This is a genomic window from Pseudonocardia sp. TMWB2A (assembly GCF_017312135.1).
In genome coordinates this window covers 4,579,926-4,606,435 of the sequence record NZ_QKQY01000002.1, presented here as the reverse complement: position 1 = coordinate 4,606,435, position 26,510 = coordinate 4,579,926, and the positions used below count along the sequence as shown (strand labels likewise).

Sequence of the window (26,510 nt, the reverse complement as noted above, 5' to 3'; positions counted from 1 at the left end):
ATCAGAACCCCCCGACGAAGCCGGCGGGCAGCGAGATCCCGAGCAGCATGCTGAACACGACCTGGACCGCCGAGGACACGGCGAGCCCGCCCAGCGCCATCGCCGGCCAGCGCCGGTTGCCCAGGGCGGCGGCGACGGCGACGAACAGCCCGGTCGCGGACAGGATCCAGCCCAGGTAGGGCAGGACGACGATGAACGCGGCCACGCCGCCGACCGCGGTCAGCACGGCCGGGGCGTTCACCCCGGTGTCGGCCGGCGCGTCCCCGGCGGCGGTGCCCTCGCCGTCGCCGTCACCGGTGCCCGCCGCGGCGGGAGCCGGGGCGTCGAACTCCGGCCGCGGCCGCAGGATGTCGAACGCCAGCAGCGCCGCGACCACGTAGCACAGGACCGCGACGATCCAGGGCATGGTCGTCGGGCCGAACAGGCCGCCGTCGCCGACGACCTGCATGATCAGCGTGCCGTAGGTGAGGAAGACCCCCAGCGCGGCGAGGATCGCGGGCACGACGAGCGCGCCCCGGGACAGGTGTGCAGGACGGCCGCTCATGCCAGCCCCAGCTCCTTCAGAAGGTCGTCGATGCGGGCCTGCTCGGTGACCAGGTAGCGGTCGTAGTCCTCGCCGTAGATCTCGCTGCGCACCCAGCGGTTGCGGGTCACGGCCTCGCCCCAGGACTCGGTCCCGACCATCTCGCGGGCGATCTGCTCCAGCTCCGCGCGGGCCTCGGGGGTGATCCCGGCGGGGGCGACGAGCCCGCGCCAGTTGACGAGGTCGACCTCGGGCATGCCGAGCTCGTCCATGGTCGGGGCGTCGACACCCTGCAGGCGTTCGGGCGCGACGACGGCCAGCACCCGCAGCTGCCCGGACTCCACCAGGTCGCGGAAGTCGTTGTAGCCGGAGATCCCGACGCCGACGGTGCCGGCCGCGGTCGACAGCAGGCTCAGCGTGAGCTCGCCGCCGCCGGGGTGCGGGGTGTAGACCATCCGCTCGACGGGGATGTCGCGGGCCTGCGCGAGCTGGGCGGCGACCATGTGGTCGATGCCGCCCGCCGAGCCGCCGCCGACCGGCAGCGCGGCCGGGTTCGCGGCCCAGGCGGTGAGCATGTCGTCGAGCGTCCGGAACGGCGACTCCGCCGGGACCGCGACGACCTCGAAGTCCTCCGCGAGCCGGGCGATCGGCGTCGTGTCCTGCAGGCTGATCGCGCTGCCGGACTGGCTGATCCCGCCGAGCATGACGGTGCCGGTGACCATCATGGTGGTCTCCTCACCGGCGAGCCCGGCGAGCTGGTTGAGCCCGATGGTCCCGGCGGCACCCGGGATGTTGACCACCTGCACGGTGTTGACGATGTTCCCGGTGCGCATGGCCTGCTGCGCCTCGCGGGCGACCAGGTCCCAGCCGCCACCGGCGGCCGCGGGGGCGATGAGGGTGAGGTTGGAGCGCGCCGCCTGTCCCTCCCCGGACCGGGCGGCGTCGGCGAAGGCGGTCACCGCGAGTGCGGCGACGAGGAGGATTCCCAGGGCTGCGATGACCTGCCGTCGTGGCATGAGCGCAGACGTTGGCACACGTCCGCTCCGTCCTCCACTGTCCGGATCGGAAACTCTACGACCTCTGTGACCACAACGAACTTTTCTCCGGTATGTCCGTTCGGCGTGGTTAGTCTCCGTCCCGTCCGCGAACGCCTGATGGGGAGCGACATGACGATCTGTGTGGCCTACGGCCCGACGCCCCGAGGGCGACGCCGCCCTGGACCTGGCGGTCCGCGAGTCCCGCCTGCGGGGCACCCCGCTGACGGTGCTGGCGACCGGGCGTCAGGAGCTGTTCGACGCCGACGGCGCCGGGACCCACGACCACGCGGCGCTGGACTCGGCCATCGGCTCCCGGCTCGCCGGGCTGCGCGCCGACGGCGACCCGGCCACCGCGGTGCGGGTCGTCGACGACGGCGGCGACCCCGCCGAGGCGATCCTCGACCTGGCCGCGCAGGAGGACGCGCAGCTGCTCGTCGTCGGGGTGAAGCGGCGCAGCCCGGTCGGCAAGCTGCTCACCGGCAGCACCGCGCAGCGGATCATCCTGGACTCGCCGATCCCGGTCCTCGTGACCCACGCGGCGCGCTCGTAGCCTGGACTTTCCCCAGGTCAGGCACGCCTCACCGGGTGTCGGACGGATCACGTACGGGTGTGGGCGCCGCACGGTCGGGGCACTCCCGGTACGTCCCGAACCGACATCGGAAGGAGCGGTGAGCACCATGGCCACCCCCATCACCAGCCCGCTCGACAGCGGCGCCACCGACATCACCGGCCGCGTGCTGCAGGAGACCCTCGTCGACCTCGTCGATCTGTCCCTGGTCGCGAAGCAGGCGCACTGGAACCTCGTCGGCAGGCAGTTCCGCGACGTCCACCTGCACCTCGACGAGCTCGTCGACCTGGCCCGCGAGCACGGTGACACCGTCGCCGAGCGGGCCGCCGCGATCGGTGTCGCCCCCGACGGCCGCGCGCGGACCGTCGGCCGCGACACCGGGCTGCCGGAGTACCCGGCGGGCTACGTGTCCGACCAGGACACCGTGCTCACCATCTCGGCGACCGTCGACGCCGCCGTCGACCGGCTGCGTCCGCGCATCGAGCAGGCCGGCAAGGCCGACCCGCTCACCGAGGACCTGCTCATCGAGCTGGGCCGCGCGCTGGAGGAGGCCCGCTGGATGTGGCAGGCGCAGGCCGCCGGCTACCGCGGCGAGGTCTGAGCACCACCCGCACGGCCACCGGCCCCGGGCGTCCCCACCACGACGCCCGGGGCCGTGGTGTGTGCGGGACGGTGCGTCCGGACCCGGGTCAGCGCACCGCCGTCGCGGCCGCGGTGACCGTCGCCCGCCAGATCGCCATCGCCGCCCAGAGCACGAACACCCCGACCGGCACCGGGACCTCGTCCGGGAGCTCCGCACCGTAGGACGGGCGCAACCCCGTCGTCCGCCACACCGCGCCGACCTCGGTCCCGCCGTCGACGTCGGCCAGGGTGAACCGGCGGCCCAGTCCCGAGCCGGTCATCCGGTAGGCGAGCGCGCCCGCCTCCAGCGTCCAGCTCGTCCGCGGCCGCGGGTCGACCGTGCGCCGCAGGTGCGCGCGCACCCCGCCCTCCAGGGAGAACCGGGCGACGCCGTGCGCGTCGAGCACGTACGTGGCCCCGTCGACGACCAGCTCCCGGTGCGCCTGCGGCGTCCGCGCGGTCCAGCCGGTCACGACGCGGCCGTCCGCGATGACCTCGTAGCGGGCACGCAACAACCCCGACGACGTCGACCCGGCGCGCAGCTGCACCGGACCAGCCTCCCATCCCGCGGGTCGCCGGGGGAGGATCGGTCGGTGAACCGTGCGGTGGTCCTCGCGTTGCTGGCCGCGTGCGCCGGGGTGGTGGACGTCTGGGCCGTGGTCGCGCTGGGCGGCGCGTTCGCGGGCGTCGTCACCGGAAACCTCGTGACGGCCGGGCACGCCCTCGCCGTCGCCGAGCCGGCCCGGCTGCTGCCACCGGCGGTCGCCGTGGCCGGGTTCGTCGTCGGCGTCGCGCTGTGGTCGCTGCTGCGGCGCCGGTGGCCGACGGCGGTGTCGGCCCCGCTCGTCGCCGAGCTGGTGGTGCTCGTCGCGCTCGCGGTGGCCTGGCCGCTCGCCCCGGGAGCGACGCTCCCGCTGCTCGCCGGCGCCGCGCTGGCGATGGGCGGCCAGAGCAGCGTCGCGCAGCTGCTCGGGCAGTCCACGACCTACATGACCGGCACGTTGACCGGCGCCGTGTCCGACCTGGCCACCGGCGACGGGCGGCGGTGGCCGGCGCTGCGCCAGCTCGCGGCGATCGTGCTCGGCGCCGTCGCCGGCGGGCTGGCGCTGGAGCACCTGCCGGCCGTCGTGCCGGCGCTGGCGGCGCTGCTCGCCGCGGCCGCGGTCGTCGTCCGTGCCGTCGGCGCCCGGCGGGTGCAGGATGATCCGGTGGGGCCCGCCGCCCCGCAGGACGACGACGTCGAAGGAGCACCGACCGTGCCGCTGCACCCCCAGGTGGAAGCCCTCCTGAAGCTCATGGCCGAGCAGGGCGGGGACCCGCCGGAGACCATGACCGTCGCGCAGAACCGGGCCATGATCCGGGAGATGGCCGCGGTGTCCGGTCCGCCCGAGCCGGTCGCGGCGGTCCGCGACGACCGCGCCGGCGACGTACCGGTGCGCATCTACACGCCCGAGGGCACGGGTCCGTTCCCGGTCCTGGTCTTCTACCACGGCGGCGGCTGGGTGATCGGCGACCTCGACAGCCACGACCCGGTGTGCCGGTCGCTGGCGAACCGGTCCGGCGCCGTCGTCGTCGCGGTCGACTACCGGCTCGCGCCCGAGCACCGGTTCCCCGCGGCCGTCGACGACGCCGTCGCCGCCCTGGAGTGGGTGCACGCCCACGCCGCGGAGTTCGACGGCGACCCGTCCCGCATCGCCGTCGGCGGCGACTCCGCGGGCGGGAACCTGTCGGCGGTCGTCGCCCAGCACGCCCGCGACCACGGCCCCGCCCTGCGGTTCCAGCTGCTGGTCTACCCGGCCGTCGACGGCGCCGACGAGAGCCCGTCGATGTCGGAGAACGCCCAGGGCCCGCTGCTGACCCGGGCCTGGATGGAGTGGTTCATGGGCCACTACCTCAGCGGCGAGGAGGACCTGCGCGACCCGCGGATGTCCCCGGCCCGCGCCACCGACCTGTCCGGGCTGCCGCCCGCGCTGGTCGTCACCGCGGAGTTCGACCCGCTCCGCGACCAGGGCGCCGCCTACGCCGCGGCGCTGAACGCCGCGGGCGTGAAGGCGGAGCTGCGCGAGTCGCCGGGCATGATCCACGGGTTCCTGCAGTTCGGTGCCGCGGTCGACGACAGCCGCGCCCTGCTCGACGAGGCGGGCGCCGCCCTGCGCGCCGCTCTGGCCTGAGCGCCCCGCCCGGCCCACCCCCGCGGGTGGGCCGGCGTCGGGGAATGCCCGCCCCGGACCGGTCGTTGCCGATGCTCAGAAGGCCGTCCGACCCGAGGAGCACCGTGCCCCGTCTGTCCCCGCCGGTGGCGTTCGCCGTCGTCGCAGCGACGTTCGTCTGGTTCCTCGCCGCGTCGTCCGCGCCGTCCCCGCTCTACGTCGTCTACCAGGAGCGTTTCGCGTTCACCGAGTTCACGCTGACCACGGTGTTCGCGGTCTACGTCCTCGCGCTGATCGCCGCCCTGCTCGTCGCCGGGTCGCTGTCCGACCACATCGGACGCAAGCCGGTGCTGCTCGGTGCGATCGCGCTGGAGGTCGTGTCCCTGGTGCTGTTCCTGCTGGCCGACGGCGTCGGCTGGCTGCTCGTCGCACGCGTCGTCCAGGGCGTCGCGACCGGCGCGGCGACGGCGACGCTGCCCGCGACGCTGGTCGACCTCGCCGCCCGCGGTGACCGGCCGGACCGGGCGGGTGCGGTCAACGGGACCGCACCGCTCGCCGGGCTGGCGCTCGGTGCGCTCGGCTGCGGCCTGCTCGTCGAGTACGCGCCCGCCCCGACCCGCCTGGTCTGGGCGCTGCTGCTCGCCGGCCTGGTCCTGGCCGCCGTTCTGGTCGCACTGATCCCGGAGACGATCGACCGTCGGCCGGGGGCGCTCGCGTCGCTGCGCCCGCGGGTCGGGGTGCCCGCCCGCGTCCGGCCGGGCTTCGTCGCGATCGTGCCGATCCTGCTCGCGAGCTGGGCCCTGGGCGGGCTGTACCTGTCGCTCGGGGGCTCGGTCGTCGCGCAGGTCTTCGGGGTGCGCGACCACCTGGTCGGCGGGCTCACCGTCGTCGCGCTCGTCGGGACCGGCGCGGTGACGGCGTTCGCGCTGCGCGGGCGCGTCCCGTCGACGCTGCTCGTCCCTGCGGCCGGGCTGCTGGCGGCGGGCACCGTCGTCACCCTGGCCGGGGTGCTGACCGGGCTGCTCGCGCTCGCCGCCCTCGGCGCGGTCGTCGCCGGGGTCGGGTTCGGCGCGGCGGCCTACGCCACCTTCGGGACGCTGTCCGCGCTCGCCGCGCCGCACGAGCGCGGTGAGCTGTTCGCGGCCGTCTACACACTGGCCTACCTGGCGTTCTCGGTGCCGGCGATGGTCGCGGGCGTCGCCGCGACGCTGGGGGAGCTGCGCCCCACGGCGCTGGTGTACGGCGGCGTCGTCGCGCTGCTGGCCGTCGTCGCGGCCGTGCTGGGCCGCCGTGTGCCGGTTCCCGCGACCGGTGACCCGGTCCCCGCGCCGACCCGCGGCGGCTGATCGGCGGACGGCGCGCGCGGTATGCGTTAGTCCGTCCGTCGGTGAACGCGGGCAGGCGACCACTCGTCGCGTACTCCGCGGTGGGCGGGTGTCACGGGTTGTGACCGATGGTCTCGGCGTGGTTACGGTGTCGGCCGCTCCGGGTCCTCCCCGCTCTTCCGGCCCGGGCGGCACCTGCTCCCCGAGGTAGAGGAACGACCATGGCTGGACGACACCGCAAACCCACCGAGACCGGCCGTCAGGTCGCCCGGATCAGCGCGTTCGCCGCGATGGCGGCCGCCCCGCTGGGCGTCGTCGGGACCGCCTCGGCGGCCGAGTCGACCTCGTCGGCCCCGTCGGTCGAGCGCTCGGCCACCTGGGAGAAGCTCGCGCACTGCGAGAGCACCGGCAACTGGGACGCCGACACCGGCAACGGGTTCAAGGGCGGGCTGCAGTTCACGCCGTCGACCTGGAAGGAGTTCGGCGGCAGGCAGTACGCCCCGAGCGCCGAGCAGGCCACCAAGGCCCAGCAGATCGAGATCGCGAAGAAGGTGCAGGACGAGCAGGGCTGGAAGGCCTGGCCCGCCTGCACCAAGAAGCTCGGCTGGCGCTGACCCGCCACACTGGCGGCATGGATCTGGACGCGGTACGGCGGATCGTCGCCGAGGACTCCGGGCTGTGCACCGTCGCGGTCGTCCGCGCCGACGGCCGCCCGCACACCTCGCTGGTCAACGCGGGTGTGCTCGACCACCCCGTCACCGGCGCCCCGGTGGCCGCCTACGTCACCTACGGCCCCGTCAAGCTGACGGCGTTGCGTGCGCGACCCGCGACGTCGCTGCACTGGCGGGCCGGGTGGCGCTGGGCGGCCGTCGAGGGCGGCTCGGAGATCATCGGGCCGGACGACCCGCGGGACGGGGTCGACGTCCCGGCGCTGCTGCGGGCGGTGTTCGTCGCCTGCGGCGGGACCCACGACGACTGGGCCGAGTACGACCGGGTGATGGCCGAGCAGCGGCGCGCCGCGGTGCTCGTCGCGCCGGACCGGGTGGTCGGGAACTACTGACCGGCCGGGACGATGACCCGGCGGTCGGGCGCGGTCACCGGTGCCCGGCCGCGGGTCCGGCGGAACCGCCGCCGTCCGGGCGTCGTCCAAGCCGCATGACCACCTACGCCCACGACCCGATCGCCTCGACGATCGTCGCCTGCTGGCCCACCGGCGACGGCGCCGTCGCCCACCGGGCCGCCCGCGTCCCGAAGACCCTCGACCACTCCCTGGCCCGCCGCACCGCGAAGGCGCTGAGCGCCCTGTCGACGCACCTGTGGGCCACCTACGCCGACCAGGCCGCGCACGAGCTCGACCCGGCGGCGCTGGCCGCGGCGGTGCGGCACCCGAACCAGCCGGTCGGGGACCTGCTGCGCGTCATGGAGGACGGCTGCGCCGAGACCGCGCACCTGCTGGGCCGGATCGTGGCGCGGGCACCGGGGTGGGCGTTCCGTGACGCCGTCGCCGCCGACGTCCGCGCCGAGACCGACGCGGTGCTCGACGCCGACGACGGCGTCCTCACCGGACGTTCCGCCCAGGCCGTCGTCCATCCCCGGTGCGACGCCCCGGCCGAGCAGCTCCTCGTCGCCCACGCGCTGCTGCACGACGACCCGCTCGGCCCGCCCGCGATCGCGACGTCGGTCGAGCCGAACGCGGCCGCCGTCGCGACCCTGCGCTGGCTGCGGGCCTCGGCCGCGCTCGTCGCGGAGCGGGTCGGGCACACGGTGCCCGACGTCGTCGCGCTCGCCGAGGCGATCGGGCACGAGGACCTCGCGGTGACCCGGCACGTGCTCTGCACCCTCGCCGGGACCGCCGAGGACGAGGTGGTCCTCGACCTGCTCCAGGAGGCCGTCCTGGCCCGGCAGGGCTGGTTCGTCGTGTGCCCGGAGCCGGCGCCGGACCCCGAGCGGGGCCACCGGGCGGTCTCGACGGTGCTGGACCCGCTGGACCCGGCGTCGTGCCTGCTCGACGGCCTGGTCCGCGGGCTGCACGGCTGTTTCCGGGTGTGGCTCGACGACGTCGTGGCCCGGGAGACCCCCGGCACCGACCCGCGGCTGGTCGGGACCGCCCGGACCGCGGCGCTGCGCCTGCGCTACACCGACGAGGTGCGGCGCTCGGTCCGGGCGGGCCGCTGAGCGGCTCAGCCGACGACGACCGGCCCGCGCACCTCGTTCGGGGTGCAGGCCCAGCCGCCGACCCGCGACCGCTCGGTGCTGCCCCGCACGACGACAGGACCGGTCACCCGGGCCCCGCACACCTCGACGACGCGGGCCCGGGTGGCGGTCACCGGACCGGTCACGTCGGACCCGCGCAGCACCAGGCTCGCTCCGCCGGTCACCGTGACCGGTCCGCGGACCTGAGCCCGGTCCAGGCAGAGCACGCCCGCGCCGACGGTGAGCGGGCCGGTGTACGGCCCGGTGACGGTGCGGGTGCACGCCGGCGTGGCCGGGACCCGGTTGCGGGAGTCGACGGCGTAGGCGACCTTGCCGGGCTTCGGGTCGGTGATCGGGCGGGACAGGTCGCCGAACTCGCCCTTGTCGGCGGCCTTGCCGTTGTTCCAGCGGGCCATCCGGCCGAGCTGGTCGGCGGTCCGGCCGGGCGCGATCTCCGTGCCGCCCGGCGTCGACGACACGAGCCGGGAGGCGTCCTCCACCGCGCGCAGGTACGAGGCCGGGTCGTGCAGGTCGTAGCGGCCCAGGTCGATCCGGGTCCGCAGCCAGGAGGCCCAGAAGAACTCCAGGTACTCCGGGGCGTCGGCGGGCGGGGCGTAGCCGACGTCGCGGGTGAAGTACACGAGGCCGCGGTAGGGGTCGTCGGGCAGCAGCGCCAGCCCGATCCGGTCGGGGAGCTGCTGCGGGGTGATGGCGGCGCCGTCGGCGGTGCGCAGCCACACCCAGGACCGGGCCTGCATCTGCGCCCAGAACGCGGCCGGGGTCAGCTGCGACAGGTTCGCCTGCACCCGCATCCGGACGCGGACGTCGGGTCCGCCGTCGGGGGTCTCCAGCAGCGACGTCGTCGTGTGGTGGCCGTCGGTCAGGTAGAGCGCGTTCCCGGGGCCGACGACGACGGTCTTCATCGCCGCGAGCGACGCCGGCGTCTCCGCGCCGGTCGCGACCGTGCACCGGAACGACGACGGGTCGCGCAGCGTGGCGCCCGGTCCGGCCTCGGCGGCCTCGCCCCGGCCGTCGGCCTCGCACCAGTCGTCGAACCGCTTGTTCGGCTTGCCGCGGTCGGTGTCCTTGGTGCCCGCGTAGCGGCCCAGCTTGTAGTGGATCTGGTCGTGGCCGATGTTCGGCTGGGTGGGCCGCAGGTCGCCCAGCCGCACCTGGAGCAGGTCGCCCTCACGCGCCTGCGCGGCGGACGGGGCGGTCGGCGGGACCGCGGACGGCGCTGCAGCCGGCACGGCGGACGGCGCCGCCGCGGCGGGGGTGGCGGCACCGGTCGTCGCCCCCACGACGAGTGCCGCGACGGTCGCGACGAGGGCGGTACGGACGGTGGTTCGGGACACGGACACTCCTCGTTCGGGCCCGGCCGGTCCGGCACGGTGATCACCCGGACGGGGACGATCGCGGCCGGACCGGGCGCCCCGGCGACCCCCGGGCGTCGCCGGGGTGGCGCGCGGGTGAACGATCACGCCGTCCCGGGCCGGCGCCCCGCGAGCAGCTGCACCGCGGTCCCGGCGACGGGCAGCACCAGCAGCAGCGCGAGTGCCGCGCTCAGCCCGACGACGGCGGCGAACCCGCCGATCACCGCCGCCCCGACCCCGGCGCCGGTGAGGAAGCACAGCGTCGCCACCCCGATCGCGCCGCTGCGCCGGTCCTGCGGCACCGCGGTGCCGACGGCGGCGATCATCGCGGGCTGGCCGGTGCCGAACGCCAGCGTCACCAGCATCGGCGCGAGCGCCAGCACCCACGGCAGGTGGCTCGCCACCCCGGCCACGGCCACGACCAGCCCGACGACGGTCGTCGCGCACGCGCACGTCAGGGTCTGCCGCGGCCCGATCCGGGCCTGCAGGAACGCGGACGCCGCCGGGCACGCCAGCGCCACCACCGCCGACGGCACCAGCACCAGCCCGGTGGCCAGCGGGCTCCAGCCGCGCTCGGCGAGCTCCAGCGGGATGCCCAGCAGCAGGGCGAACCAGCTGGCGGGCACCGCGGAGGCGCACAGCGAGCTGCGCACCACCGTCGCGTTGCCGACCACCCCGCGCGGCAGGAACCCGTCGGGCCGGGCCCGCACCCACAGCGCCGTCAGCGGGACGCCGACCGCGAGCAGCACCCCACCGGCGACGGCCGCGACCGCACCCGCGCTGGGCGACTGCACCAGCAGCACCAGCCCGGTCACCGCCGTCGCGACGATCACCGCACCCACCAGGTCCACCCGGGCGCCGTCGCCGCGGACCACCGAGTGCCGCCACAGGTAGGGGACCGCGAGCAGCGCCAGCACGGGCAGCGCGACCGCGGCCCGCCAGCCGCCCACGGTCGTCAGCGCCCCGCCGATCAGCGGGCCGAGCGCGGACAGTGCGGCCGAGATCCCGGCCAGCCGCCCGAGCACGCCGCCGCGTCGTTCCGGCGGGGTCCTGGCGGACAGCAGCGCCGAGGCGAGCACCGGGACCGACGCCGCGCCGAGCCCCTGCACGATCCGGGCGGCCATCAGCACGCCGAAGCTCGGCGCGGTCGCCGCGGCGAGCGCCCCCAGCCCGAGCAGGCCCACCCCGACGCACAGCGGCACCCGGATGCCGACGGCGTCGGCGAGCCGTCCGTGCACCGGCGTCGCGACGGCCAGCGCGACCGCGTACCCGCTCACCATCCAGGTCGCGACCGCGGTGTCGACGCCGAGCCCGTCGGCGAGCAGCGGCAACGCGACCGTCACCCCCGACGTCGACGTGCCGGCGAGGCCGAAGAGCAGTCCGAGCACGATCGACAGGAGCACGCGTCGATCCTCACCCTCCGACGCGACCGGTGCACCGTGATTCGCTGTGAACCGTGCCGAACCGACCCGTCATCCGCCCGGCGACCGCCGAGGACGCCGACGCCTGCGCCGCCGTCTACGCCCCCTACGTCCGGGACACCGCGATCAGCTTCGAGGCCGAGCCGCCGGGCCCGGTGGAGATGGCCGAGCGGATCGCCGCCGCCCGGGAACGGCACGCCTGGCTGGTCGCCGTCGGCCCCGGCGGCGAGGTGCTCGGCTACGCCTACGGCGGCCCGTGGAAGTCCCGCGAGGCCTACGCGTGGACGTGCGTGGTCTCGGTCTACCTGGCCGCGTCGGCGCGCGGGCGGGGGCTGGGCCGGGCGCTGTACGAGGCCCTGTTCGCCGAGCTCGTCGCGCGCGGCATGGTCGTCGCCGTGGCCGGGATGACCGTGCCGAACGAGGCGAGCGCGGCGCTGCACCGCGCCCTGGGGTTCAGCGAGGTCGGGACGTTCCGCGGGGTCGGCTGGAAGCACGGCGCGTGGCGCGACGTGACCTGGTTCCGGCGGGCGCTGGTCGAGGCACCGGCGGACGGCCCCCGGGGACCGACCCCGCCGGTCACGCCTTCTTCAGCTCCGAGTGGAGCTTGAGGACGGTCTGGCCGTCCTCCTGCTCCAGCACGTAGGCCGGGTTGTCCTCGGTCCCGTTGCGGGACTGCTTCGACCCGTCGATGGTCTTCTCGATGCGGTCGGTGGAGTGGTCCACGACCTTGCCGGTCGGGGTGCCGTTGCCCCAGTTCCATGCGACCCACGTGCCCTTGGCGAACTTCTGCGTCATGGGAGCGGATACCCCCGCGCCGGCCGGTCAACCCGGCGCGGGGGACACCTCACCAGATCCGGACGCGTCGGTCCGGGTCGGTGTAGAGCCCGTCGTCCTCGGTCACCCCGAACGCCTCGTGGAACGTGTCGAGGTTCGTCACGACCGCGTTGCACCGCAGGTCCGGCGGCGAGTGCGGGTCGGTGGTGAGCCGCCGGATCGCCTCGGCGTCGCGGGTCACCGCCCGCCACACCTGCGCCCAGCCGAACAGCACCCGCTGCTCGCCGGTCAGGTCGTCGATCACCGGCGGCTCGAAGCCCTCGTGCGCGATCCCGTAGGCCTTCAGCGAGATCGTCAGGCCGCCCAGGTCACCGATGTTCTCGCCGACCGTCAGCGAGCCGTTGACCTTGTGGTCGGGCAGGCCGGCGGGGGACAGGCCGTCGTACTGGTCGATCAGCATCTGCGCGCGGGACTCGAACTCGGTCCGGTCGGCGGACTCCCACCAGTCGGTGAGGTTGCCGTCGCCGTCGTAGCGGGAGCCCTGGTCGTCGAAGCCGTGCCCGATCTCGTGCCCGATGACCGCGCCGATGCCGCCGTAGTTCGCGGCGTCGTCGGCGTCGGCGTCGAAGAACGGCGGCTGCAGGATCGCGGCCGGGAACACGATCTCGTTGAGCCGCGGGTGGTAGTAGGCGTTGACCGTCTGCGGGGTCATCAGCCACTCGCCGTGGTCGACGGGGCCGCCGAGCTTGGCGTACTCGAAGTCGTGACGCCACTGGGCGGCCCGGCCCGCGTTGCCGAGCAGGTCGGCCGGGTCGATCTGCAGGTCGGAGTAGTCCTTCCAGGCGTCCGGGTAGCCGACCTTCGGGGTGAACTTGCCGAGCTTGTCCAGCGCCCGCTCCCGGGTGGCCGGGCTCATCCAGTCCAGGGTGGATATCGACCGGCGGTAGGCCTCGACGATGTTGTCGACCAGCTCGGTGATGCGCTCCTTGGCCCGCGGCGGGAAGTGCCGCTCGACGTAGATCTTCGCGACGGCCTCGCCGAGCGCGCCCTCCACCAGCGACACCCCGCGCTTCCAGCGCTCGCGCAGCTCCGGGGTGCCGGACAGGGTGCGGCCGAAGAAGTCGAAGTCGGCCTCGACCAGGTCGGCGGACAGGAACTCCGCGCACGACCCGGCGACGGTCAGCGCCAGCCACGCCTGCCACTGCTCCAGCGGGCGCCCGGCCCACAGCTCACCGGCCGCGGTGACGAAGCTCGGCTGGCGGACGATCACCTCGTCGTAGGCGTGCGCGGGCACCCCCAGCGCGGACTCCCACTCGGCCCAGTCGAAGCCCGGGGCCGCGGTGCGCAGCTCCTCGCGGGTCATCAGGGTGTAGGTCTTCTCGGCGTCGCGGTTGAGGACCCGGTCCCAGGACGCGTCGGCGAGCGCGGTCTCCAGGTCCATGACCTGCTCGGCGACGCGCTCCGGCTCGGCGAGGCCGACCAGCTCGGCGAGGCGCCGCAGGTGCTCGACGTACTTGGAACGGATCTCCGGGTCGCCCTCGGAGCCGTAGTACGACTCGTCGGGCAGACCCAGCCCGGCCTGGTTGAGGTTCACCAGGTAGCGGGAGGAGTCCTTGAGGTCGGTCGCGATGAACTCGCCGAACAGCGCGGCGCGGCCCTCGCGCTGGCGCCGGCCGAGCACGGTCGCGAGCGCGGCCCGGTCGGTGGCGGCGTACACCTCGTCGAGCAGCGGGCGCAGCGGCGCGATGCCGAGCTCCTCGGCCCGCTCGACGTCCATGAAGGACCGGTACAGGTCCCCGATCTTGCGTGCCTCGGTGCCGGTCTCCGACGACGAGGCGCACTCCTCGACGATCTCGTGGACCTGGTCCTCGGCCCGGTCGCGCAGGACGCGGAAGGCACCGTCCTGCGAGCGGTCGTCGGGGATCTCGTGGGTCGCCAGCCACCGGCCGTTCACGTGGGCGAACAGGTCGTCCTGGGGGCGGACGTCCGGGTCGACCCAGCTGAGGTCGAGACCGGACGGTCGCGAGTTCGGGGCGGACTCGGTGGTCGTCATGGGTCCATCCTGCCTGTCGGGACCGACGGTTTCGAGCAGCCGGCGCCGGCACGCCCGCGCCGCCCGGTCCGTCGCGGAAGTGGGAGAGCTGCGCCGGTGGTACCCCGTGCCCGCCGGGCCAACCGCGGCACGCGTGTAGAACCGTCGGTGATGACCGACATGTGGGACGACCTCCTCGAAGCCCCCGACGCCGCCGAGGTCCTCGGCGACCTCCACGAGGTCGCGACGGGCGTCTTCGACCTCTGCTACGACGGCTCCGAGCCCGAGTGGGCGGCGTGGGCCTGGTCGATCCTCACCCGGGCCGGACTGGCCGCCGCCGGCTCCGAGTACGAGCGCGGCGAGCTGGTGCTGCGGCTGCTCGCGCTGAACATGTTCCACCGCGAGTTCTGCGCCCGCGCCCTCGACCTGGGCGTGCCGGGGGAGTGGGACGTCGACCCCGACCGCGTGCTGGGCGACCACCCGCGCCTGCACCCGGTGCTGCTCGGGATCATCGCGGAGCGGCGCAGCCTGGACCTCGCCGACTCCACCGACGCCGGGGACCTGGACTTCGACGTCTCGGTCGCCGCGACCGCGCTGGACGCGCTGGTGCGCTCGGAGTACCGGCGGGTGGTGCCGCTGCTGGTGACGGCGGTCGGCCCGGCGGACCTGGCGGCGTCGGTGTGGGCGTCGGTCCGGGAGGAGGTGCGGTTCCCGCTGTCCGGCACCGAGGTCCGCGAGCTGACCTCCGCCCTCACCCCCGCCGGGCACGCCGCGCTGGAGTGGGTCCGGGGCGGCGCGCGCCGGAGTTGACCGGACAGGTCACCGCGCAGTGGACACCTGGTTGTCGACCGCCGAACGGCGCACGCACCATCGCGGACGTGACGATCCCCCTCGACGCGCCGGTCTCCCGGCCCCGCAGCACGCCCGCCATCGACCTCCTGGAGGGCGAGCGCCTGCTCGCCCGCCTGCCGGGGGACGGGGCGGACCGATGTGGCGGGCACTTCGAGGCGTTCACGCTCACCCCGCTCGGACGCACCCTCGGTGCCGAGATCACCGGCATCGACCTGCGCGGACGCGTCGGCGAGCCCCTCCGCGCCGAGCTGCACCGGGCACTGCTGGAGTGGAAGGTGCTGTTCTTCCCCGACCAGCACCTGACGAGCGAGCGGCAGCGTGAGCTCGCGCTGCTCTGGGGCGACCTGGAGACCAACCCGATGCTCGACACCGGCGACTCCGCCGACGTCGTCCGCTTCGGCACCGGGAAGCGCACCTACGAGAACATCTGGCACGCCGACACCACGTTCCGCACCGCTCCGGCGATGGGCGCCATGCTGCGGATGGTGCAGACGCCGCCGTTCGGCGGGGACACGATGTGGGCCGACATGGCCGTCGCCTACGACAACCTCACCGACGAGGTGAAGGCGCGCATCGACGACGCCGTCGCGGTGCACGACATGGTGCCCGGCTTCGCCCGGTTCCTGGACCCGGAGCGGCTGGCCCGCGGCCACGAGCTGTTCCCGCCGGTGACCCACCCGGTCGTCCGGACCCACCCGGAGACCGGGCGGCGCACGCTGTTCGTGAACGCCTCGTTCACGACGGCGATCGTCGGGCTGCCGCGCGAGGAGTCCGACGTGCTGCTGCGGCACCTGTTCGCCCAGGCCCACGTGCCCGAGTTCCAGATCCGCTACCGCTGGTCCGAGGGGACGCTCGCGTTCTGGGACAACCGGGCGACCCAGCACTACGCCGTCGGCGACTACCACCCGCACACCCGGGTCGCCGAGCGTGTCGCGATCGCGGGTGACCGACCCTTCTGAGGGTCGGCCACCCGAGTTCGAGTTGCCGAACACGGGGGCCCCTCGATACTGGGAGGAGGCGGTCCAGAGAGCGGCCGCCACCGCGAACCGGTCGGTCCCGCGTGTCCACACGCAGCAGGATCGGCGCCTCCCACGACCGTCCGTACGCGCATCCCGCCCCGCCGCCACCACCCGCGGCGGGGCGTGCGCCGGCATGCCCCGACCGCGAAGGAGCACCCCCGTGCCCGCGATCCTGTTCGGCTCCATCTCCACCCTCGTCGACACCTCCGAGCTGCAGCGCGAGGCGTTCAACGAGGCCTTCTCCCAGCACGGCCTCGACTGGCACTGGGACCGCGACGACTACCTCGCCATGCTGGAGTCCAACGGCGGCGCCCAGCGCATCGCCGAGCACGCCGCGTCCACCGGCGAGACCGTCGACGTCGACGCCGTGCACGCCACCAAGTCCGAGGTCTTCCGGAAGAAGCTGCGGGAGTCCGGCGCGACCCCGCGCCCCGGCGTCCGCGAGACGATCAAGGCCGCGCACGGCCGCGGGGTCACCGTCGGGCTGGTCACGACGACCTCCCGCGACAACGTCGACGCCGTCCTCGACGCGCTCGGACCGGACGTGACGCGCACGGACTTCGCGCTGCTCATCGACCGCGCGATCGTGTCCGCACCCAAGCCCGACCCGGCGGCGTACACGCACGCGATCGCCGCGCTCGGCGAGACCGCCGACAGCGTGGTCGCCATCGAGGACAACGTCGGTGGCGTCGCCTCGGCGACCGGTGCGGGTGTGCGCGTCGTCGCCTTCCCGAACGCCAACACCGCGGGTCACGACTTCTCGCAGGCCACCGAGCGCGTCGAGTCGCTCGACGACGGCGCGCTGCTCGCCGACGTCACCCGCTGACGCCCGGCCGCACCCCTCGCACGGCCCCGACGGGCCCGGTCGCACCGACCGGGCCCGGCACGGGCGTGCCCACGAACCCCATGCCCCGCCCCGGATCGACCTGATCGGAGACCAGAGGACATGAGCAATCCCCAGGCCGTGCTGACCACGACCGACACCGCGTTCCGTGTGGAGAGCTGGGAACGGATCGAGTTCACCCTCTCCTACGTCGACGGCGCCTTCGCACCGGAGAACCCGCACGTCGCGGACCTGTACCGGGACAAGGGCCGCTGCCTGATGGTCGTCGACGAGGCGGTGCACGAGCTCTACGGCGACCGCATCCGCGCCTACTTCGACCACCACGGCATCGCGCTGACCACGGTCCCGCTGACGATCGCCGAGACCGCGAAGAGCCTGCGGACGCTGGAGAGGATCGTCGACGCGTTCGCCGAGTTCGGGCTGAACCGCACCGAGCCGCCACTCGTCGTCGGGGGTGGGCTGACCACCGACGTCGCCGGGTTCGCCTGCGCGTCCTACAAGCGCGGCACGCCCTACATCCGCATCCCCACCACGCTGATCGGCCTGATCGACGCCAGCGTCGCGATGAAGGTCGCGGTCAACCACGGGAAGCACAAGAACCGGCTCGGAGCCTTCCACGCCTCGCACGACGTGCTGCTGGACTTCTCGTTCCTCGCGACGCTGCCCGAGGCGCAGGTCCGCAACGGCGTCGCCGAGATGATCAAGATCGCGACGGTGGCGAACGCGGACCTGTTCGACCTGCTGGAGAAGTACGGCGAGGACCTGCTCGCCACCGGGTTCGGCCACCGGGACGGCACACCGGAGCTGCGGGAGATCTCCCACCGCGCCACCTACGACGCCGTGCGCACCATGCTCGAGCTGGAGCACCGCAACCTGCACGAGCTCGACCTCGACCGGGTCATCGCCTTCGGCCACACCTGGAGCCCGACCCTGGAGCTGGCCCCGGAGACACCGATGCTGCACGGGCACGCGATCAGCGTCGACATGGCGTTCTCCGCGACCCTCGCCGAGCGGCGCGGCTACATCTCCACCGGCGAGCGGGACCGCGTCCACCGGCTGTTCAGCGGGCTCGGGCTCACCGTCGACAGCCCGTACCTCACCCCGGAGCTGCTGACCGAGGCCACCGAGTCGATCACCCAGACCCGGGCCGGGCTGCTGCGCGCGGCGGTGCCGAAGCCCATCGGCACCTGCCACTTCGTCAACGACGCCACCCCCGCGGAGCTGACCGCGGCCCTGGCCGCGCACAAGGAGGTCGTCGCCGACCTGCCGACGGCGGCGGGCGGGGTGGACATGTGGTCGCTGAAGTGACCGGCGCACCGACCCGGCCCGCCCGCCCGGTCACACCGACGACGATCCTCGCCGAGCTGCTCGACGACCTCGTCACCCGCGCCGGGGCGGGCGCCGACGCCGACCTCGTCCGGGCCCGGGACCTGGCCGCGGGCCTGGACCCCTACCTCGACGAGCACACCTCGCCGGCGTCGTCGGCGCTGGTCGAGCTGGAGGCGCGCACCCGGTCCGCGGCGTGGACCGGGACCCTGGAGCAGGAGATGCTGTCCGGGCACGTCGAGGGCCGGTTCCTCGCGTTCCTCGTCGCCATGACCGGCGCCCGGCGGGTCCTCGAGGTCGGCATGTTCACCGGCTACTCGGCGCTCGCGATGGCCGAGGCCCTGCCCGACGACGGCGAGCTGGTCGCCTGCGAGCTCGACGCCGACGTGGCGGCGTTCGCGCGGGACTGCTTCGCCGCGTCCCCGGCGGGACGCCGGATCCGGGTCGAGGTCGGCCCGGCCGCGGACACCCTGGAACGGCTGCGCGGCACCGCGTTCGACCTGGTGTTCGTCGACGCCGACAAGGCCGGCTACGCCGGGTACCTCGACACCGTCCTCGACGGCGGCCTGCTCGCCCCGGGTGGGGTGGTGTGCGTCGACAACACCCTGATGCAGGGGCAGCCCTGGACCGGGGAGCGCACGCCCAACGGCGACGCCATCGCCGCGTTCAACCGCCGGATCACCGACGACCCCCGCGTGGAGCAGGTGCTGGTGCCGCTGCGCGACGGGCTGACCCTGATCCGACGGTCCGCATGAGCCGCACCACCGCCATGAGGGGCCGGGCCCGTTCGTCGGGCCCGGCCCCGGCGCGGCTCGCCCCGGCCCGGCTCGGCACGGGCGTCGTCGCGCTCGCCGCCGCCGGGCTCGCCGGACGTGCGCTGGGCACCGGCCGCGACGGCACCCCGCGCCAGGGCACGGCGGCGACCCGGGTCCGCACCGCGGGCACCCTCGCCCTGCTCACCGCCGCCCTGCCCGCCGACCTGGCGATCACCGGCGTCGCCGCGCTGGCCGGGCTCCTGCGCCGCCGTGAGCGGGCCCGGCCGCACCGGCCGCTGACCGTGCTGCTCAGCGGCGGGAAGATGACCAAGGCGCTGGAGCTGGCACGGGCCTTCCACCGGGCCGGGCACCGGGTCGTGCTCGTCGAGCAGGCCCGCTACCGCTTCACCGGGCACCGGTTCTCCCGGGCGGTCGACGCGTTCCACGTCGTCCCCGCCCCGGACGCGCCGGGCTACGCCCACGCGCTCGCCGACATCGCCCGGCGGGAGGGCGCCGACGTGTACGTGCCGGTGTGCAGCCCCGTCGCGAGCTGGTACGACGCCGACGCCAAACGGCTGCTCGAACCGTTCTGCTCGGTCCTGCACCCCGACGCCGACGTCGTCGCGATGCTCGACGACAAGCACCGGTTCACCGCGACCGCCGCCGGGTTCGGCCTGCCGGTGCCCGCGGCGCGGCGCATCACCGACCCGGCGCAGGTCCTCGACCACGACTTCGCCGCCACGCCCGGACGGACGTGGATCCTGAAGTCGCTGCGCTACGACCCGGTGCGCCGCCGCGACCTGACCCGGCTGCCGCGCCCGACCCGCGCCGAGACCGCGGCGTTCGTCGCGACCCTGCCGATCTCACCGGACAACCCGTGGATCCTGCAGGAGTTCGTCGAGGGCACCGAGTACTGCACCCACGCCACCGTCCGCGACGGCGAGGTGCGCCTGTACTGCTGCTGCCCGTCGTCGAGCTTCCTGCTCAACTACGACCACGTCGACCACCCGGCGATCGAGGACTGGGTGCGGCGGTTCTGCGGCGAGCTGGGGGTGACCGGGCAGCTGTCGTTCGACGTCATCGAGGCGTCCGACGGCCGGGTGCTGGCCATCGAGTGCAACCCGCGCACCCACTCCGCGATCACGCTGTTCCACGACGACCCGGGCGTCGCCGCGGCCTACCTCGACCCCGGTGCCGACACGCTCGTGCCGGCACCGGGGACCCGGCCGACCTACTGGCTGCACCACGAGCTGGGCCGGCTCCTCGGCGACCCCGGGTCGTGGCGGGAGCGGCTGCGGATCGTGCGCGACGGGCGGGAGGCGCTGCTCGACGTGCACGACCCGTTGCCGTTCCTGCTGGTCCCGCACCTGCAGATCGCCTCGCTGCTGCTGGGCAACCTGCTGCGCGGACGGCCGTGGGTGACCGTCGACGTCAACATCGGCAAGCTCGTCGAACCGGCGGGGGACTGAACCGTGCTGCGTGTCCTGCACCTCGTCGGCTCGGGCGTCGACGCGTTCTTCTGCGACCTGTCCCGGCTCTACGCCGCGGACTGCCTCGCCGCGACCGCCGACCCGGCGCGCTACGAGTTCGTCGTCGCGTACGTGACGCCCGACGGCTGGCGGTTCCCGGCCGGGCTCGACCCGGAGCAGATCGCCGCCGCGCCGCTGCGGACCCTCCCCGAGGCGGTCGCCGAGATCGCCCGGGCGGAGGTGGACGTGATGGTGCCGCAGATGTTCTGCCGGCCCGGGATGACCCACCACCGGGCGTTGTTCGAGCTGCTCGGGATCGGCTACGTCGGCAACACCCCGGAGGTCATGGCGCTGGGCGCGGACAAGGCCCTGGCCCGCGCCGTCGTCGCCGAGGGTGGGGTCGCCGTCCCGGCGGGGGAGACGGTGCGCGCCGGGCAGGTGCCGACGGTCCGGCCACCCGCCGTCGTCAAGCCGGTGGACACCGACAACTCGGTCGGCGTCACCCTCGTCCACGACCCGGACGGGTTCGAGGTCGCGCTGAAGGACGCCCTGGTCCACGGCGACCGCGCCCTGGTCGAGGAGTTCGTGCCGCTGGGCCGCGAGGTCCGGTGCGCGGTGGTGGAGCGCGACGGCGAGCTGGTAGGCCTGCCGCTGGAGGAGTACCGGATGGACGCGGTCGACAAGCCGGTCCGCCTCGCCGACGACAAGCTCGCCCGCACCGGCGACGGCGACCTGCGCCTGGTCGCGAAGGACGCCCGGTCCTGGATCGTCGACGCCGGCGACCCGGTCACCGGGCCGGTGCAGGACGCCGCCCGCGCGGCGTTCCGCGCCCTGGGCTGCCGCGACTACGGGCTGTTCGACTTCCGCATCGACCCGGACGGCCGGCCCTGGTTCCTGGAGGCCGGGCTGTACTGCTCGTTCGCCCGCACCTCGGTGGTCGTCACGATGGCCGAGGCCGCGGGGATCGGCGTCGCCGACCTGTTCGCCGAGGCCGTCACCCGGGCCGCCGCCCGCACCACCGCCCCGCCCGGCCCCGACCGCTGATCCGGCTCCCGCCGCCGGGGCTCCCGCCGCCGGGGCCCCCGCCGGTCGGGCGCGCCGTCGCACCCCGGAGGTGGCCCGCGCACCCTCCGCGGCGGGTGCGGCGACCGCGTCCGGGGTGCGACGGAGGCTCAGAGGGCGGCGCGGGGGCGGACGTGCTCGCGCACCATGCCGCGGTGCATGACCCGGTCCCCGACGACGCCCGCGTGGTCGGCGCGGTGCAGCACGCAGGCGTTGTCCCAGATCACGACGTCGCCCGGTGCCCACCGGTGGTCCAGCACGTTGTCCGGCCGGGTCGAGTGTCCGAGCAGCTCCCGCACGGTCGCCGCGGACTCCTCGGCGTCCATCCCGCCGACCTCGGCGCAGCGGGCCGCGGTCGACAGGTAGAGCGCGGTCCGGCCGGTGCGCGGGTGCGGGCGGAACACCGGGTGCCAGGCCTCGGTCTCGGTACCGGCGTCGTCGGGGGACAGCCCGGTGACGACGTGGCGGATGCTGCGGCCGTCGAGCCGGGTCCGCAGCGGCTCCGGGAGCGTCTCGTAGGCGCGGTACTGGTTGGAGAACTGGGTCGCGCCGCCCCGGGCGGGGACGGTCACCGCCCGCAGCGCGGTGTAGGCGGGCGGGGCCGCGACGTAGCTGGTGTCGACGTGGAACGAGCTGCGTGGCGGGGTGTCGCGGCCGACGTTGGAGATCACGTTGAGGTCCGGGTGGGTCTCCAGCGGCGTCTCACCGGTGGTGAACGCCAGCGGGCCGAGGCCGCGCAGGAAGGCGAGGAAGTCGTCGTCGCCGACGTCGTCCTGGCCGGGCAGGACGAGGACGCCGTGCTCGGCGAGCAGCGCCCCGAGCGCGTCCGGGTCGAGGTCGGGCAGGGACGCCCCGGTGACGCGGGCGCCGACCGGGTGCAGGGCCTCGATGTCCATCACCCGAGTGTGCGGGCGCCCGCGGACACCCGCGCGCCGACGCAGGGCCGGGACACGGGGCCGGACACGGAGGTCTAGGACGCCGTGCGGCCCCACCGGCGGCGACGCGGGCGGTCGGCGGGCTCGTCCTCCATCGGGGCGGCGATCGCGAGCCGCCCGACCTGCTCGTTGAGGACCTTGAGGTGCACCCGGACGTCGTCGTGGGTCGGGTCCAGCACCGCCTGCTCGGCGATCTCCGCGGCCTGGTCGACCGACTGCTTCAGCGACGCCTTGGCCTTGTTCAGCCGGGCGGCGATCCGCTTCGCCGGCGGCTCGGTGAGCCGGAACCGGGCCGGCTCGATCGAGTCGCCGACGGCGGCCAGGCGCTGCACCGCCTCCAGCTCGGAGTCCAGCCGCTTGCCGATCTCGGTGAGCCACGTCCGCACCTGCATCGCCGAGATCACCGTGGTGATCCGGTGGAAGCGCTGCACCTGCTCGGTGCACTCGGCCACGTAGGTCCGCCAGTACCGCGAGAGCGGCGCGGGGGACGGCTCGGATCCGGGTCGCAGGAGTGACACGTGCGCAGGCTACCGGTGATCACGACGAGGTCGCCGTGGGTCACGGGATGCGCCCGTCCTTCGCCAGCACCGGCGCGTCGGCGGTCACGGTGTCGGGGTAGATCAGCCCGCTGCCGGTGTTCAGTACGACGACCGTCTCCGACCCGTCGAGCCAGCCCGACTCCCGCAGCCGGCCCGCCGCGGCGACGCAGGCCGCGCCCTCCGGGCAGATCCAGGTGCCCTCGTCGCGGGCGAGGGCGTGCTCGGCGGCGAGCAGCTCGTCGTCGGAGACCGCGACGGCGGTCCCGCCGGTGTCGTACACGGCGTCGAGGACGAGGAAGTCGCCCAGCGCCTTGGGCACGGTGATCCCGAACGCCACCGTGTGCGGGTCGGCCGGGGCCGTCGACTCGCGCAGGCCGGCCTCGAACGCGTCGACGATCGGCGCGCACCCGGTGGCCTGCACCGCGACGAGCCGGGGCAGCGGACCGGAGATCCAGCCGAGCTCCCGCATCTCGGCCAGTGCCTTGTGGATCGCGATGATCCCGACGCCGCCGCCGGTGGGGTAGAGGATGACGTCCGGGCAGCGCCAGCCGAGCTGCTCGACGATCTCGTAGCCCATCGTCTTCTTGCCCTCGATGCGGTAGGGCTCGCGCAGCGTCGAGGTGTCCTGGTAGCCCGCCCCGCCGGAGTTGCGACGGGCGACGGCGTCGGCGACGAGCCTCCCGGCGTCGCCGATCAGGCCGTCGACCAGGTACAGCTCCCCGCCGGAGACGACGACCTCGCGGCGGGTGATCTCCGGGGCGTCGACCGGCATCGCGATCAGCGCACCGAGCCCGGCGCGTGCGGCGTAGCAGGCCCAGGCGGCGCCGGCGTTGCCGTTGGTGGGCATCGCGACCGCCCGGACGCCGAGCTCGGCCGCGCGGGAGACGCCCACCGCGGCGCCGCGGGCCTTGAACGCCCCGGTCGGGACCAGCCCCTCGTCCTTCATCAGCAGGCCGGGCAGCCCGAGGCGGGCGCCGGCGCGGGGGAGCGGCAGCAGCGGGGTCATGCCCTCGCCCATCGTCACCACGTGCGCGGGGTCCCGCACGGGCAGGACCTCGTGGTAGCGCCACAGGTCCGGCGGGCGGGTGGCGATGTCCGCCGGGGTCACCAGGGCACGGGCGCGGTCCAGGTCGTAGCGGGCGAGCAGCGGGGCGCCGGAGGCCGAGGTGCCCTGCACGGTGTCGGCGTCGAGGACCTCGCCGGTACGGGAGCACTCCAGGTGGGACAGCGTCGAGAAGTCGGGCACGGGTCCACCTGATCTCCCGTCGTGCCGCGGCGCAACCGGAGGGGTAACGGCGGCGCGGGCCGGGGCGAGGACGGGGGACCCGGTACGACCCCCGACCAGGAGGAACGATGACCGACCGCCGCTACGCCGAGGCCTTCCCCGAGGAGACCACCGTGATCTACGAGCAGCGGGAGGACGGGTACCGGGTCTACGGCACCTCCGCGGGGTTCGGCGCGTCGTCCTCGGACGGCGGGACCACCCCGCCCGCCGGTGGGGCGACCGGCGGTGAGCTGCGCCCGCCGGAGGGCTCGGGGTACGGGCCGATCGACAGCGACGAGCCGTGGACCGAGAACTACGACGAGCCGATCACCGACGAGCAGGACCGTCAGATCGGCGTCCGGCACAACACCCGCACCACCGACCCGCAGGCGGGGACGGTGGACTGGTCGATCGTCGACGAGGTGTTCGGCCGCGTGGTGTCCGAGACCTACGGCTCCGAGAACGCCGACGGCAGCCGCTCCTACACCGACCGCACCACCTACGCCGACGGCTCCACCCAGCTGGTCACCCGGACGACCGGCGCCGACGGTCACGGGCAGGAGCAGGTCACCGACACCGACGCCTCGGGGGCGGTGACCTCGGACACGACTACGCCGTTCTGACGATCCTGTTAGCCTCGGGAGCGCAAGCGTGAAAGTTCAACAATCGAGAGGAACTCATGCGACCGCTCCCCGCGCCGCTCTCCGACATCGCCCTCCTGCTCGTCCGGCTGCTCGTCGGCGTCGTCCTCGTCGCCCACGGCCTGCAGAAGCTCTCGGGTGGTGTCGGCGGGGTCGCGTCGAGCTTCGCCGGCATGGGCATCCCGCTGCCCACGGTCTCCGCGCTGTTCGTGATCGCGGCCGAGCTCGGGGGCGGTCTGCTGCTGCTCGCCGGTGCCGCGACGACCGTGGCGGGGCTCACCGTCGTCGTCGCGATGGCGGGGGCGTTCCTCTTCGCGCACGCGGGCCTGAACCCGTTCGTCGACTCGGGCGGCTGGGAGCTGGTCGGCGTGATCGCCGCCGGCGGGCTCGCGCTGGCCGCGGTCGGACCGGGCCGGTTCTCGGTCGACGCGCTCGTCGCCGGCCGCGGTCGCACGCCCGCCCGGCACGCGGTGGGTGTCTCCGCGGGGGAGTAGGACCCACCCCGGCGGGGGATCCCCGGGACATGCCCGAGGGACACACCGTGCACCGGCTCGCGCGGCTGCAGCGCCGCCGCTACGCCGGACGGCCGGTGGCCGTCTCCAGTCCGCAGCGCCGGTTCACCACCGGCGCCGAGATCGTCGACGGGCGGGTGCTGGTCGACGTGCAGGCCCACGGCAAGCACCTGTTCCAGCACTACGGCCCGGACACCACCGTGCACGTCCACCTCGGACTGTGGGGCCGGTTCCCGAACCGGACGCTCCCGCAGGAGCCGCCCCGCGGCCAGGTCCGGATGCGGATCGTCGGCGAGACCCACTACGCCGACCTGCGCGGCCCGGCCGCGTGCGAGCTCCTCGACGACGTCGGGGTCGCGGAGCTGCGGGCCCGGCTCGGCGAGGACCCGCTGCGCGACGACGCCGACCCGGCCCGCGTCCGGGAGCGGTTCGCCCGCTCCCGGGTCCCGCTGGCCGCCCTGCTCATGGACCAGTCGGTGATCGCGGGCATCGGCAACGTCTTCCGCGCCGAGACGCTGTTCCGCACCGGGCTGGACCCGATGACCCCGGCCCGCGACCTCGACGACCGGTCCTTCGCGCTGCTCTGGGACGACCTGACCGAGATGCTCCACGACGGCGAGCGGCGCGGCCGGATCGAGACGCTGCGCCCCGAGCACGACCCGGCCCTGCTGGCGCCCCCCGACCGCGGCGCGGTCTGCGCCAGCGTCGTCTACGCCTACCGCCGCACCGGGCAGCCCTGCCTGGTCTGCGGCGCCCCGATCGCGCACGCCGAGGTCCGCACGCGGAACCTGTTCTGGTGCCCCGGGTGCCAGGCGGGACACAGCGCCCGGCCGCTCACCGAACGGTGATGACGGATGTCCGATCTGTCCTGTACCGGGCGGTAGCGGTACCGTTGACGTCATGCTGTCGACCGGTCCCGCTCGTCCGGAAACGGGACGTCGGCCGATCGTCCGCTGGGACGCCGCGTTGTCCGGGGTCGCGCTGGCCGTGACCGGGATGCTGGTCGCGCTGGGTGTGTTCGGTGCCGTCTTCCTCATCGCGTTCCTCGACTACTGCCCGCCGCGGACCTGCAGCTCCTCGGCCGTGCTGGTCTCGGTCGGCGGGTCGCTGGTGGTCGCGGCGGCCGCCGGCGTGGCGGGTCTCGCCATGACCGTGCTGCGGGTCGTCGAACGGCGTCCGGCCTGGCCGTTCGCGCTGGTCACCCTCGCCGTGACCGGTTCCGCCGTCGCCTTCGGCGCGGTCCACTACGCGAGTGCGATCGGGTACTGACGCAGT

General features: G+C 74.8%; 29 protein-coding genes and 1 pseudogene. 20 read left to right on the top strand and 10 right to left on the bottom strand.

The annotated features are described in order from the left end of the window. Nucleotide 1: 1 nt before the first annotated feature. Both DMP17_RS36130 and DMP17_RS36125 read right to left on the bottom strand, forming a co-directional pair. Nucleotides 2-544: a tripartite tricarboxylate transporter TctB family protein gene (locus tag DMP17_RS36130; RefSeq protein WP_337831889.1), complete on the bottom strand. Its 543-nt coding sequence runs from the start codon at nt 542-544 to the stop codon at nt 2-4. Further along, a complete protein-coding gene (locus DMP17_RS36125) occupies nt 541-1,539 on the bottom strand; it encodes a Bug family tripartite tricarboxylate transporter substrate binding protein (protein ID WP_226357783.1) in 999 nt (332 codons plus the stop codon). Before DMP17_RS36125 ends, DMP17_RS36130 begins: the two co-directional genes overlap by 4 nt. Before the next feature lie 160 nt (nt 1,540-1,699). On the opposite strand from DMP17_RS36125, the gene DMP17_RS36120 reads away from it, so the two are divergent. Further along, on the top strand, nt 1,700-2,110 hold the full coding sequence (locus DMP17_RS36120) for a universal stress protein (RefSeq protein WP_337831888.1): 411 nt from the start codon (nt 1,700-1,702) through the stop codon (nt 2,108-2,110). A gap of 127 nt (nt 2,111-2,237) precedes the next feature. Then, nucleotides 2,238-2,729, top strand: a complete 492-nt coding sequence (locus tag DMP17_RS36115; protein ID WP_226357781.1) for a Dps family protein — start codon at nt 2,238-2,240, stop codon at nt 2,727-2,729. A gap of 88 nt (nt 2,730-2,817) precedes the next feature. Here the strand turns inward: DMP17_RS36115 and DMP17_RS36110 are convergent, their stop codons facing one another. After that, entirely contained in the window at nt 2,818-3,297 is a 480-nt protein-coding gene (locus DMP17_RS36110; RefSeq protein WP_337831887.1) for a hypothetical protein, read from the bottom strand. On the opposite strand from DMP17_RS36110, the pseudogene DMP17_RS46550 reads away from it, so the two are divergent. The 6 genes and pseudogenes from DMP17_RS46550 to DMP17_RS36085 form a co-directional block, all read left to right on the top strand. Beyond that, nucleotides 3,187-3,906 (top strand): annotated as a pseudogene (locus DMP17_RS46550) (DUF1275 family protein); the annotation flags it as partial. The gene DMP17_RS36110 and the pseudogene DMP17_RS46550 sit on opposite strands and share 111 nt — an antisense overlap. Before the next feature lie 138 nt (nt 3,907-4,044). After that, nucleotides 4,045-4,920, top strand: coding sequence for an alpha/beta hydrolase (locus tag DMP17_RS46545; RefSeq protein WP_443217991.1), 876 nt, complete (start codon nt 4,045-4,047; stop codon nt 4,918-4,920). Nucleotides 4,921-5,024: 104 nt separating this feature from the next. Then, entirely contained in the window at nt 5,025-6,245 is a 1,221-nt protein-coding gene (locus DMP17_RS36100) for an MFS transporter (RefSeq protein ID WP_337831885.1), read from the top strand. A 200-nt stretch (nt 6,246-6,445) separates the two neighbouring features. After that, complete coding sequence (locus DMP17_RS36095; protein ID WP_226357777.1) at nt 6,446-6,838, top strand: transglycosylase family protein; 393 nt, start codon at nt 6,446-6,448, stop codon at nt 6,836-6,838. A 17-nt stretch (nt 6,839-6,855) separates the two neighbouring features. After that, a complete protein-coding gene (locus DMP17_RS36090) occupies nt 6,856-7,284 on the top strand; it encodes a pyridoxamine 5'-phosphate oxidase family protein (protein WP_226357776.1) in 429 nt (142 codons plus the stop codon). Nucleotides 7,285-7,379: 95 nt separating this feature from the next. Continuing rightward, nucleotides 7,380-8,399 carry a hypothetical protein gene (locus tag DMP17_RS36085; RefSeq protein ID WP_337831884.1) on the top strand — a complete coding sequence of 340 codons (1,020 nt, stop codon included), beginning with the start codon at nt 7,380-7,382 and terminating at the stop codon, nt 8,397-8,399. Nucleotides 8,400-8,404: 5 nt separating this feature from the next. Here the strand turns inward: DMP17_RS36085 and DMP17_RS36080 are convergent, their stop codons facing one another. Together DMP17_RS36080 and DMP17_RS36075 are read right to left on the bottom strand one after the other, a co-directional pair. Then, nucleotides 8,405-9,772 (bottom strand): ParB/Srx family N-terminal domain-containing protein, encoded by a 1,368-nt coding sequence (locus DMP17_RS36080; RefSeq protein WP_337831883.1) that lies wholly within the window; start codon nt 9,770-9,772, stop codon nt 8,405-8,407. 122 nt (nt 9,773-9,894) lie between these two features. After that, nucleotides 9,895-11,193 carry an MFS transporter gene (locus tag DMP17_RS36075; RefSeq protein WP_226357773.1) on the bottom strand — a complete coding sequence of 433 codons (1,299 nt, stop codon included), beginning with the start codon at nt 11,191-11,193 and terminating at the stop codon, nt 9,895-9,897. Nucleotides 11,194-11,246: 53 nt separating this feature from the next. Here DMP17_RS36075 and DMP17_RS36070 point away from each other — a divergent pair, with 53 nt between their 5' ends. Continuing rightward, nucleotides 11,247-11,819 carry a GNAT family N-acetyltransferase gene (locus DMP17_RS36070; protein WP_337831882.1) on the top strand — a complete coding sequence of 191 codons (573 nt, stop codon included), beginning with the start codon at nt 11,247-11,249 and terminating at the stop codon, nt 11,817-11,819. Here the strand turns inward: DMP17_RS36070 and DMP17_RS36065 are convergent. Then, on the bottom strand, nt 11,788-12,006 hold the full coding sequence (locus tag DMP17_RS36065; RefSeq protein WP_062396049.1) for a DUF2945 domain-containing protein: 219 nt from the start codon (nt 12,004-12,006) through the stop codon (nt 11,788-11,790). The two genes, DMP17_RS36070 and DMP17_RS36065, sit on opposite strands and share 32 nt — an antisense overlap. A gap of 49 nt (nt 12,007-12,055) precedes the next feature. After that, nucleotides 12,056-14,038, bottom strand: a complete 1,983-nt coding sequence (locus tag DMP17_RS36060) for a M13 family metallopeptidase (RefSeq protein WP_337831881.1) — start codon at nt 14,036-14,038, stop codon at nt 12,056-12,058. A 150-nt stretch (nt 14,039-14,188) separates the two neighbouring features. On the opposite strand from DMP17_RS36060, the gene DMP17_RS36055 reads away from it, so the two are divergent. The 7 genes from DMP17_RS36055 to DMP17_RS36025 all read left to right on the top strand — a co-directional run bounded on the left by DMP17_RS36055 (nt 14,189) and on the right by DMP17_RS36025 (nt 21,326). Beyond that, nucleotides 14,189-14,827 (top strand): hypothetical protein, encoded by a 639-nt coding sequence (locus DMP17_RS36055; RefSeq protein WP_337831880.1) that lies wholly within the window; start codon nt 14,189-14,191, stop codon nt 14,825-14,827. A gap of 68 nt (nt 14,828-14,895) precedes the next feature. After that, entirely contained in the window at nt 14,896-15,828 is a 933-nt protein-coding gene (locus DMP17_RS36050) for a TauD/TfdA dioxygenase family protein (protein ID WP_337831879.1), read from the top strand. Nucleotides 15,829-16,048: 220 nt separating this feature from the next. Then, a complete protein-coding gene (locus DMP17_RS36045) occupies nt 16,049-16,714 on the top strand; it encodes an HAD family hydrolase (protein ID WP_337831878.1) in 666 nt (221 codons plus the stop codon). 120 nt (nt 16,715-16,834) lie between these two features. Then, entirely contained in the window at nt 16,835-18,040 is a 1,206-nt protein-coding gene (locus tag DMP17_RS36040) for a sedoheptulose 7-phosphate cyclase (protein WP_337831877.1), read from the top strand. Continuing rightward, on the top strand, nt 18,037-18,813 hold the full coding sequence (locus DMP17_RS36035) for an O-methyltransferase (RefSeq protein ID WP_337831876.1): 777 nt from the start codon (nt 18,037-18,039) through the stop codon (nt 18,811-18,813). The genes DMP17_RS36040 and DMP17_RS36035 overlap by 4 nt, the downstream gene beginning before the upstream one ends. After that, entirely contained in the window at nt 18,810-20,282 is a 1,473-nt protein-coding gene (locus DMP17_RS36030; RefSeq protein WP_337831875.1) for an ATP-grasp enzyme, read from the top strand. The genes DMP17_RS36035 and DMP17_RS36030 overlap by 4 nt, the downstream gene beginning before the upstream one ends. Before the next feature lie 3 nt (nt 20,283-20,285). Next, complete coding sequence (locus tag DMP17_RS36025) at nt 20,286-21,326, top strand: D-alanine--D-alanine ligase family protein (protein ID WP_226357764.1); 1,041 nt, start codon at nt 20,286-20,288, stop codon at nt 21,324-21,326. A gap of 128 nt (nt 21,327-21,454) precedes the next feature. Here DMP17_RS36025 and DMP17_RS36020 read toward each other — a convergent pair whose 3' ends face one another. The 3 genes from DMP17_RS36020 to DMP17_RS36010 form a co-directional block, all read right to left on the bottom strand. Beyond that, nucleotides 21,455-22,240 carry a TauD/TfdA dioxygenase family protein gene (locus DMP17_RS36020; RefSeq protein WP_337831874.1) on the bottom strand — a complete coding sequence of 262 codons (786 nt, stop codon included), beginning with the start codon at nt 22,238-22,240 and terminating at the stop codon, nt 21,455-21,457. A gap of 74 nt (nt 22,241-22,314) precedes the next feature. Then, entirely contained in the window at nt 22,315-22,797 is a 483-nt protein-coding gene (locus DMP17_RS36015; protein WP_062396040.1) for a hypothetical protein, read from the bottom strand. 40 nt (nt 22,798-22,837) lie between these two features. After that, nucleotides 22,838-24,064, bottom strand: a complete 1,227-nt coding sequence (locus DMP17_RS36010; RefSeq protein WP_337831873.1) for a threonine synthase — start codon at nt 24,062-24,064, stop codon at nt 22,838-22,840. Nucleotides 24,065-24,171: 107 nt separating this feature from the next. On the opposite strand from DMP17_RS36010, the gene DMP17_RS36005 reads away from it, so the two are divergent. Genes DMP17_RS36005 through DMP17_RS35990 form a run of 4 tightly spaced genes read left to right on the top strand, consistent with a single transcriptional unit; the run spans nt 24,172 to nt 26,504 of the window. Next, the gene (locus tag DMP17_RS36005) at nt 24,172-24,705 is read left to right on the top strand and encodes a hypothetical protein (protein ID WP_337831872.1); all 534 of its coding nucleotides are present in this window, start codon (nt 24,172-24,174) and stop codon (nt 24,703-24,705) included. A 56-nt stretch (nt 24,706-24,761) separates the two neighbouring features. Next, the gene (locus DMP17_RS36000) at nt 24,762-25,217 is read left to right on the top strand and encodes a DoxX family protein (RefSeq protein ID WP_337831871.1); all 456 of its coding nucleotides are present in this window, start codon (nt 24,762-24,764) and stop codon (nt 25,215-25,217) included. A 29-nt stretch (nt 25,218-25,246) separates the two neighbouring features. Beyond that, a complete protein-coding gene (locus DMP17_RS35995) occupies nt 25,247-26,083 on the top strand; it encodes an Fpg/Nei family DNA glycosylase (RefSeq protein WP_226357759.1) in 837 nt (278 codons plus the stop codon). 52 nt (nt 26,084-26,135) lie between these two features. Then, nucleotides 26,136-26,504, top strand: a complete 369-nt coding sequence (locus DMP17_RS35990; protein WP_337831870.1) for a hypothetical protein — start codon at nt 26,136-26,138, stop codon at nt 26,502-26,504. Nucleotides 26,505-26,510: the final 6 nt, after the last annotated feature.

Bases quoted from the DNA above. Each gene is read 5' to 3' on its own strand.
- DMP17_RS36020 (WP_337831874.1), bottom strand. From the start codon at position 22,240: ATGGACATCGAGGCCCTGCACCCGGTCGGCGCCCGCGTCACCGGGGCG.
- DMP17_RS36095 (WP_226357777.1), top strand. From the start codon at position 6,446: ATGGCTGGACGACACCGCAAACCCACCGAGACCGGCCGTCAGGTCGCC.
- DMP17_RS46545 (WP_443217991.1), top strand. From the start codon at position 4,045: ATGGCCGAGCAGGGCGGGGACCCGCCGGAGACCATGACCGTCGCGCAG.
- DMP17_RS36055 (WP_337831880.1), top strand. From the start codon at position 14,189: ATGACCGACATGTGGGACGACCTCCTCGAAGCCCCCGACGCCGCCGAG.
- DMP17_RS36000 (WP_337831871.1), top strand. From the start codon at position 24,762: ATGCGACCGCTCCCCGCGCCGCTCTCCGACATCGCCCTCCTGCTCGTC.
- DMP17_RS35990 (WP_337831870.1), top strand. From the start codon at position 26,136: ATGCTGTCGACCGGTCCCGCTCGTCCGGAAACGGGACGTCGGCCGATC.
- DMP17_RS36115 (WP_226357781.1), top strand. From the start codon at position 2,238: ATGGCCACCCCCATCACCAGCCCGCTCGACAGCGGCGCCACCGACATC.
- DMP17_RS36125 (WP_226357783.1), bottom strand. From the start codon at position 1,539: ATGCCACGACGGCAGGTCATCGCAGCCCTGGGAATCCTCCTCGTCGCC.
- DMP17_RS36030 (WP_337831875.1), top strand. From the start codon at position 18,810: ATGAGCCGCACCACCGCCATGAGGGGCCGGGCCCGTTCGTCGGGCCCG.
- DMP17_RS36065 (WP_062396049.1), bottom strand. From the start codon at position 12,006: ATGACGCAGAAGTTCGCCAAGGGCACGTGGGTCGCATGGAACTGGGGC.
- DMP17_RS36060 (WP_337831881.1), bottom strand. From the start codon at position 14,038: ATGACGACCACCGAGTCCGCCCCGAACTCGCGACCGTCCGGTCTCGAC.
- DMP17_RS36085 (WP_337831884.1), top strand. From the start codon at position 7,380: ATGACCACCTACGCCCACGACCCGATCGCCTCGACGATCGTCGCCTGC.
- DMP17_RS35995 (WP_226357759.1), top strand. From the start codon at position 25,247: ATGCCCGAGGGACACACCGTGCACCGGCTCGCGCGGCTGCAGCGCCGC.
- DMP17_RS36040 (WP_337831877.1), top strand. From the start codon at position 16,835: ATGAGCAATCCCCAGGCCGTGCTGACCACGACCGACACCGCGTTCCGT.
- DMP17_RS36090 (WP_226357776.1), top strand. From the start codon at position 6,856: ATGGATCTGGACGCGGTACGGCGGATCGTCGCCGAGGACTCCGGGCTG.
- DMP17_RS36130 (WP_337831889.1), bottom strand. From the start codon at position 544: ATGAGCGGCCGTCCTGCACACCTGTCCCGGGGCGCGCTCGTCGTGCCC.
- DMP17_RS36005 (WP_337831872.1), top strand. From the start codon at position 24,172: ATGACCGACCGCCGCTACGCCGAGGCCTTCCCCGAGGAGACCACCGTG.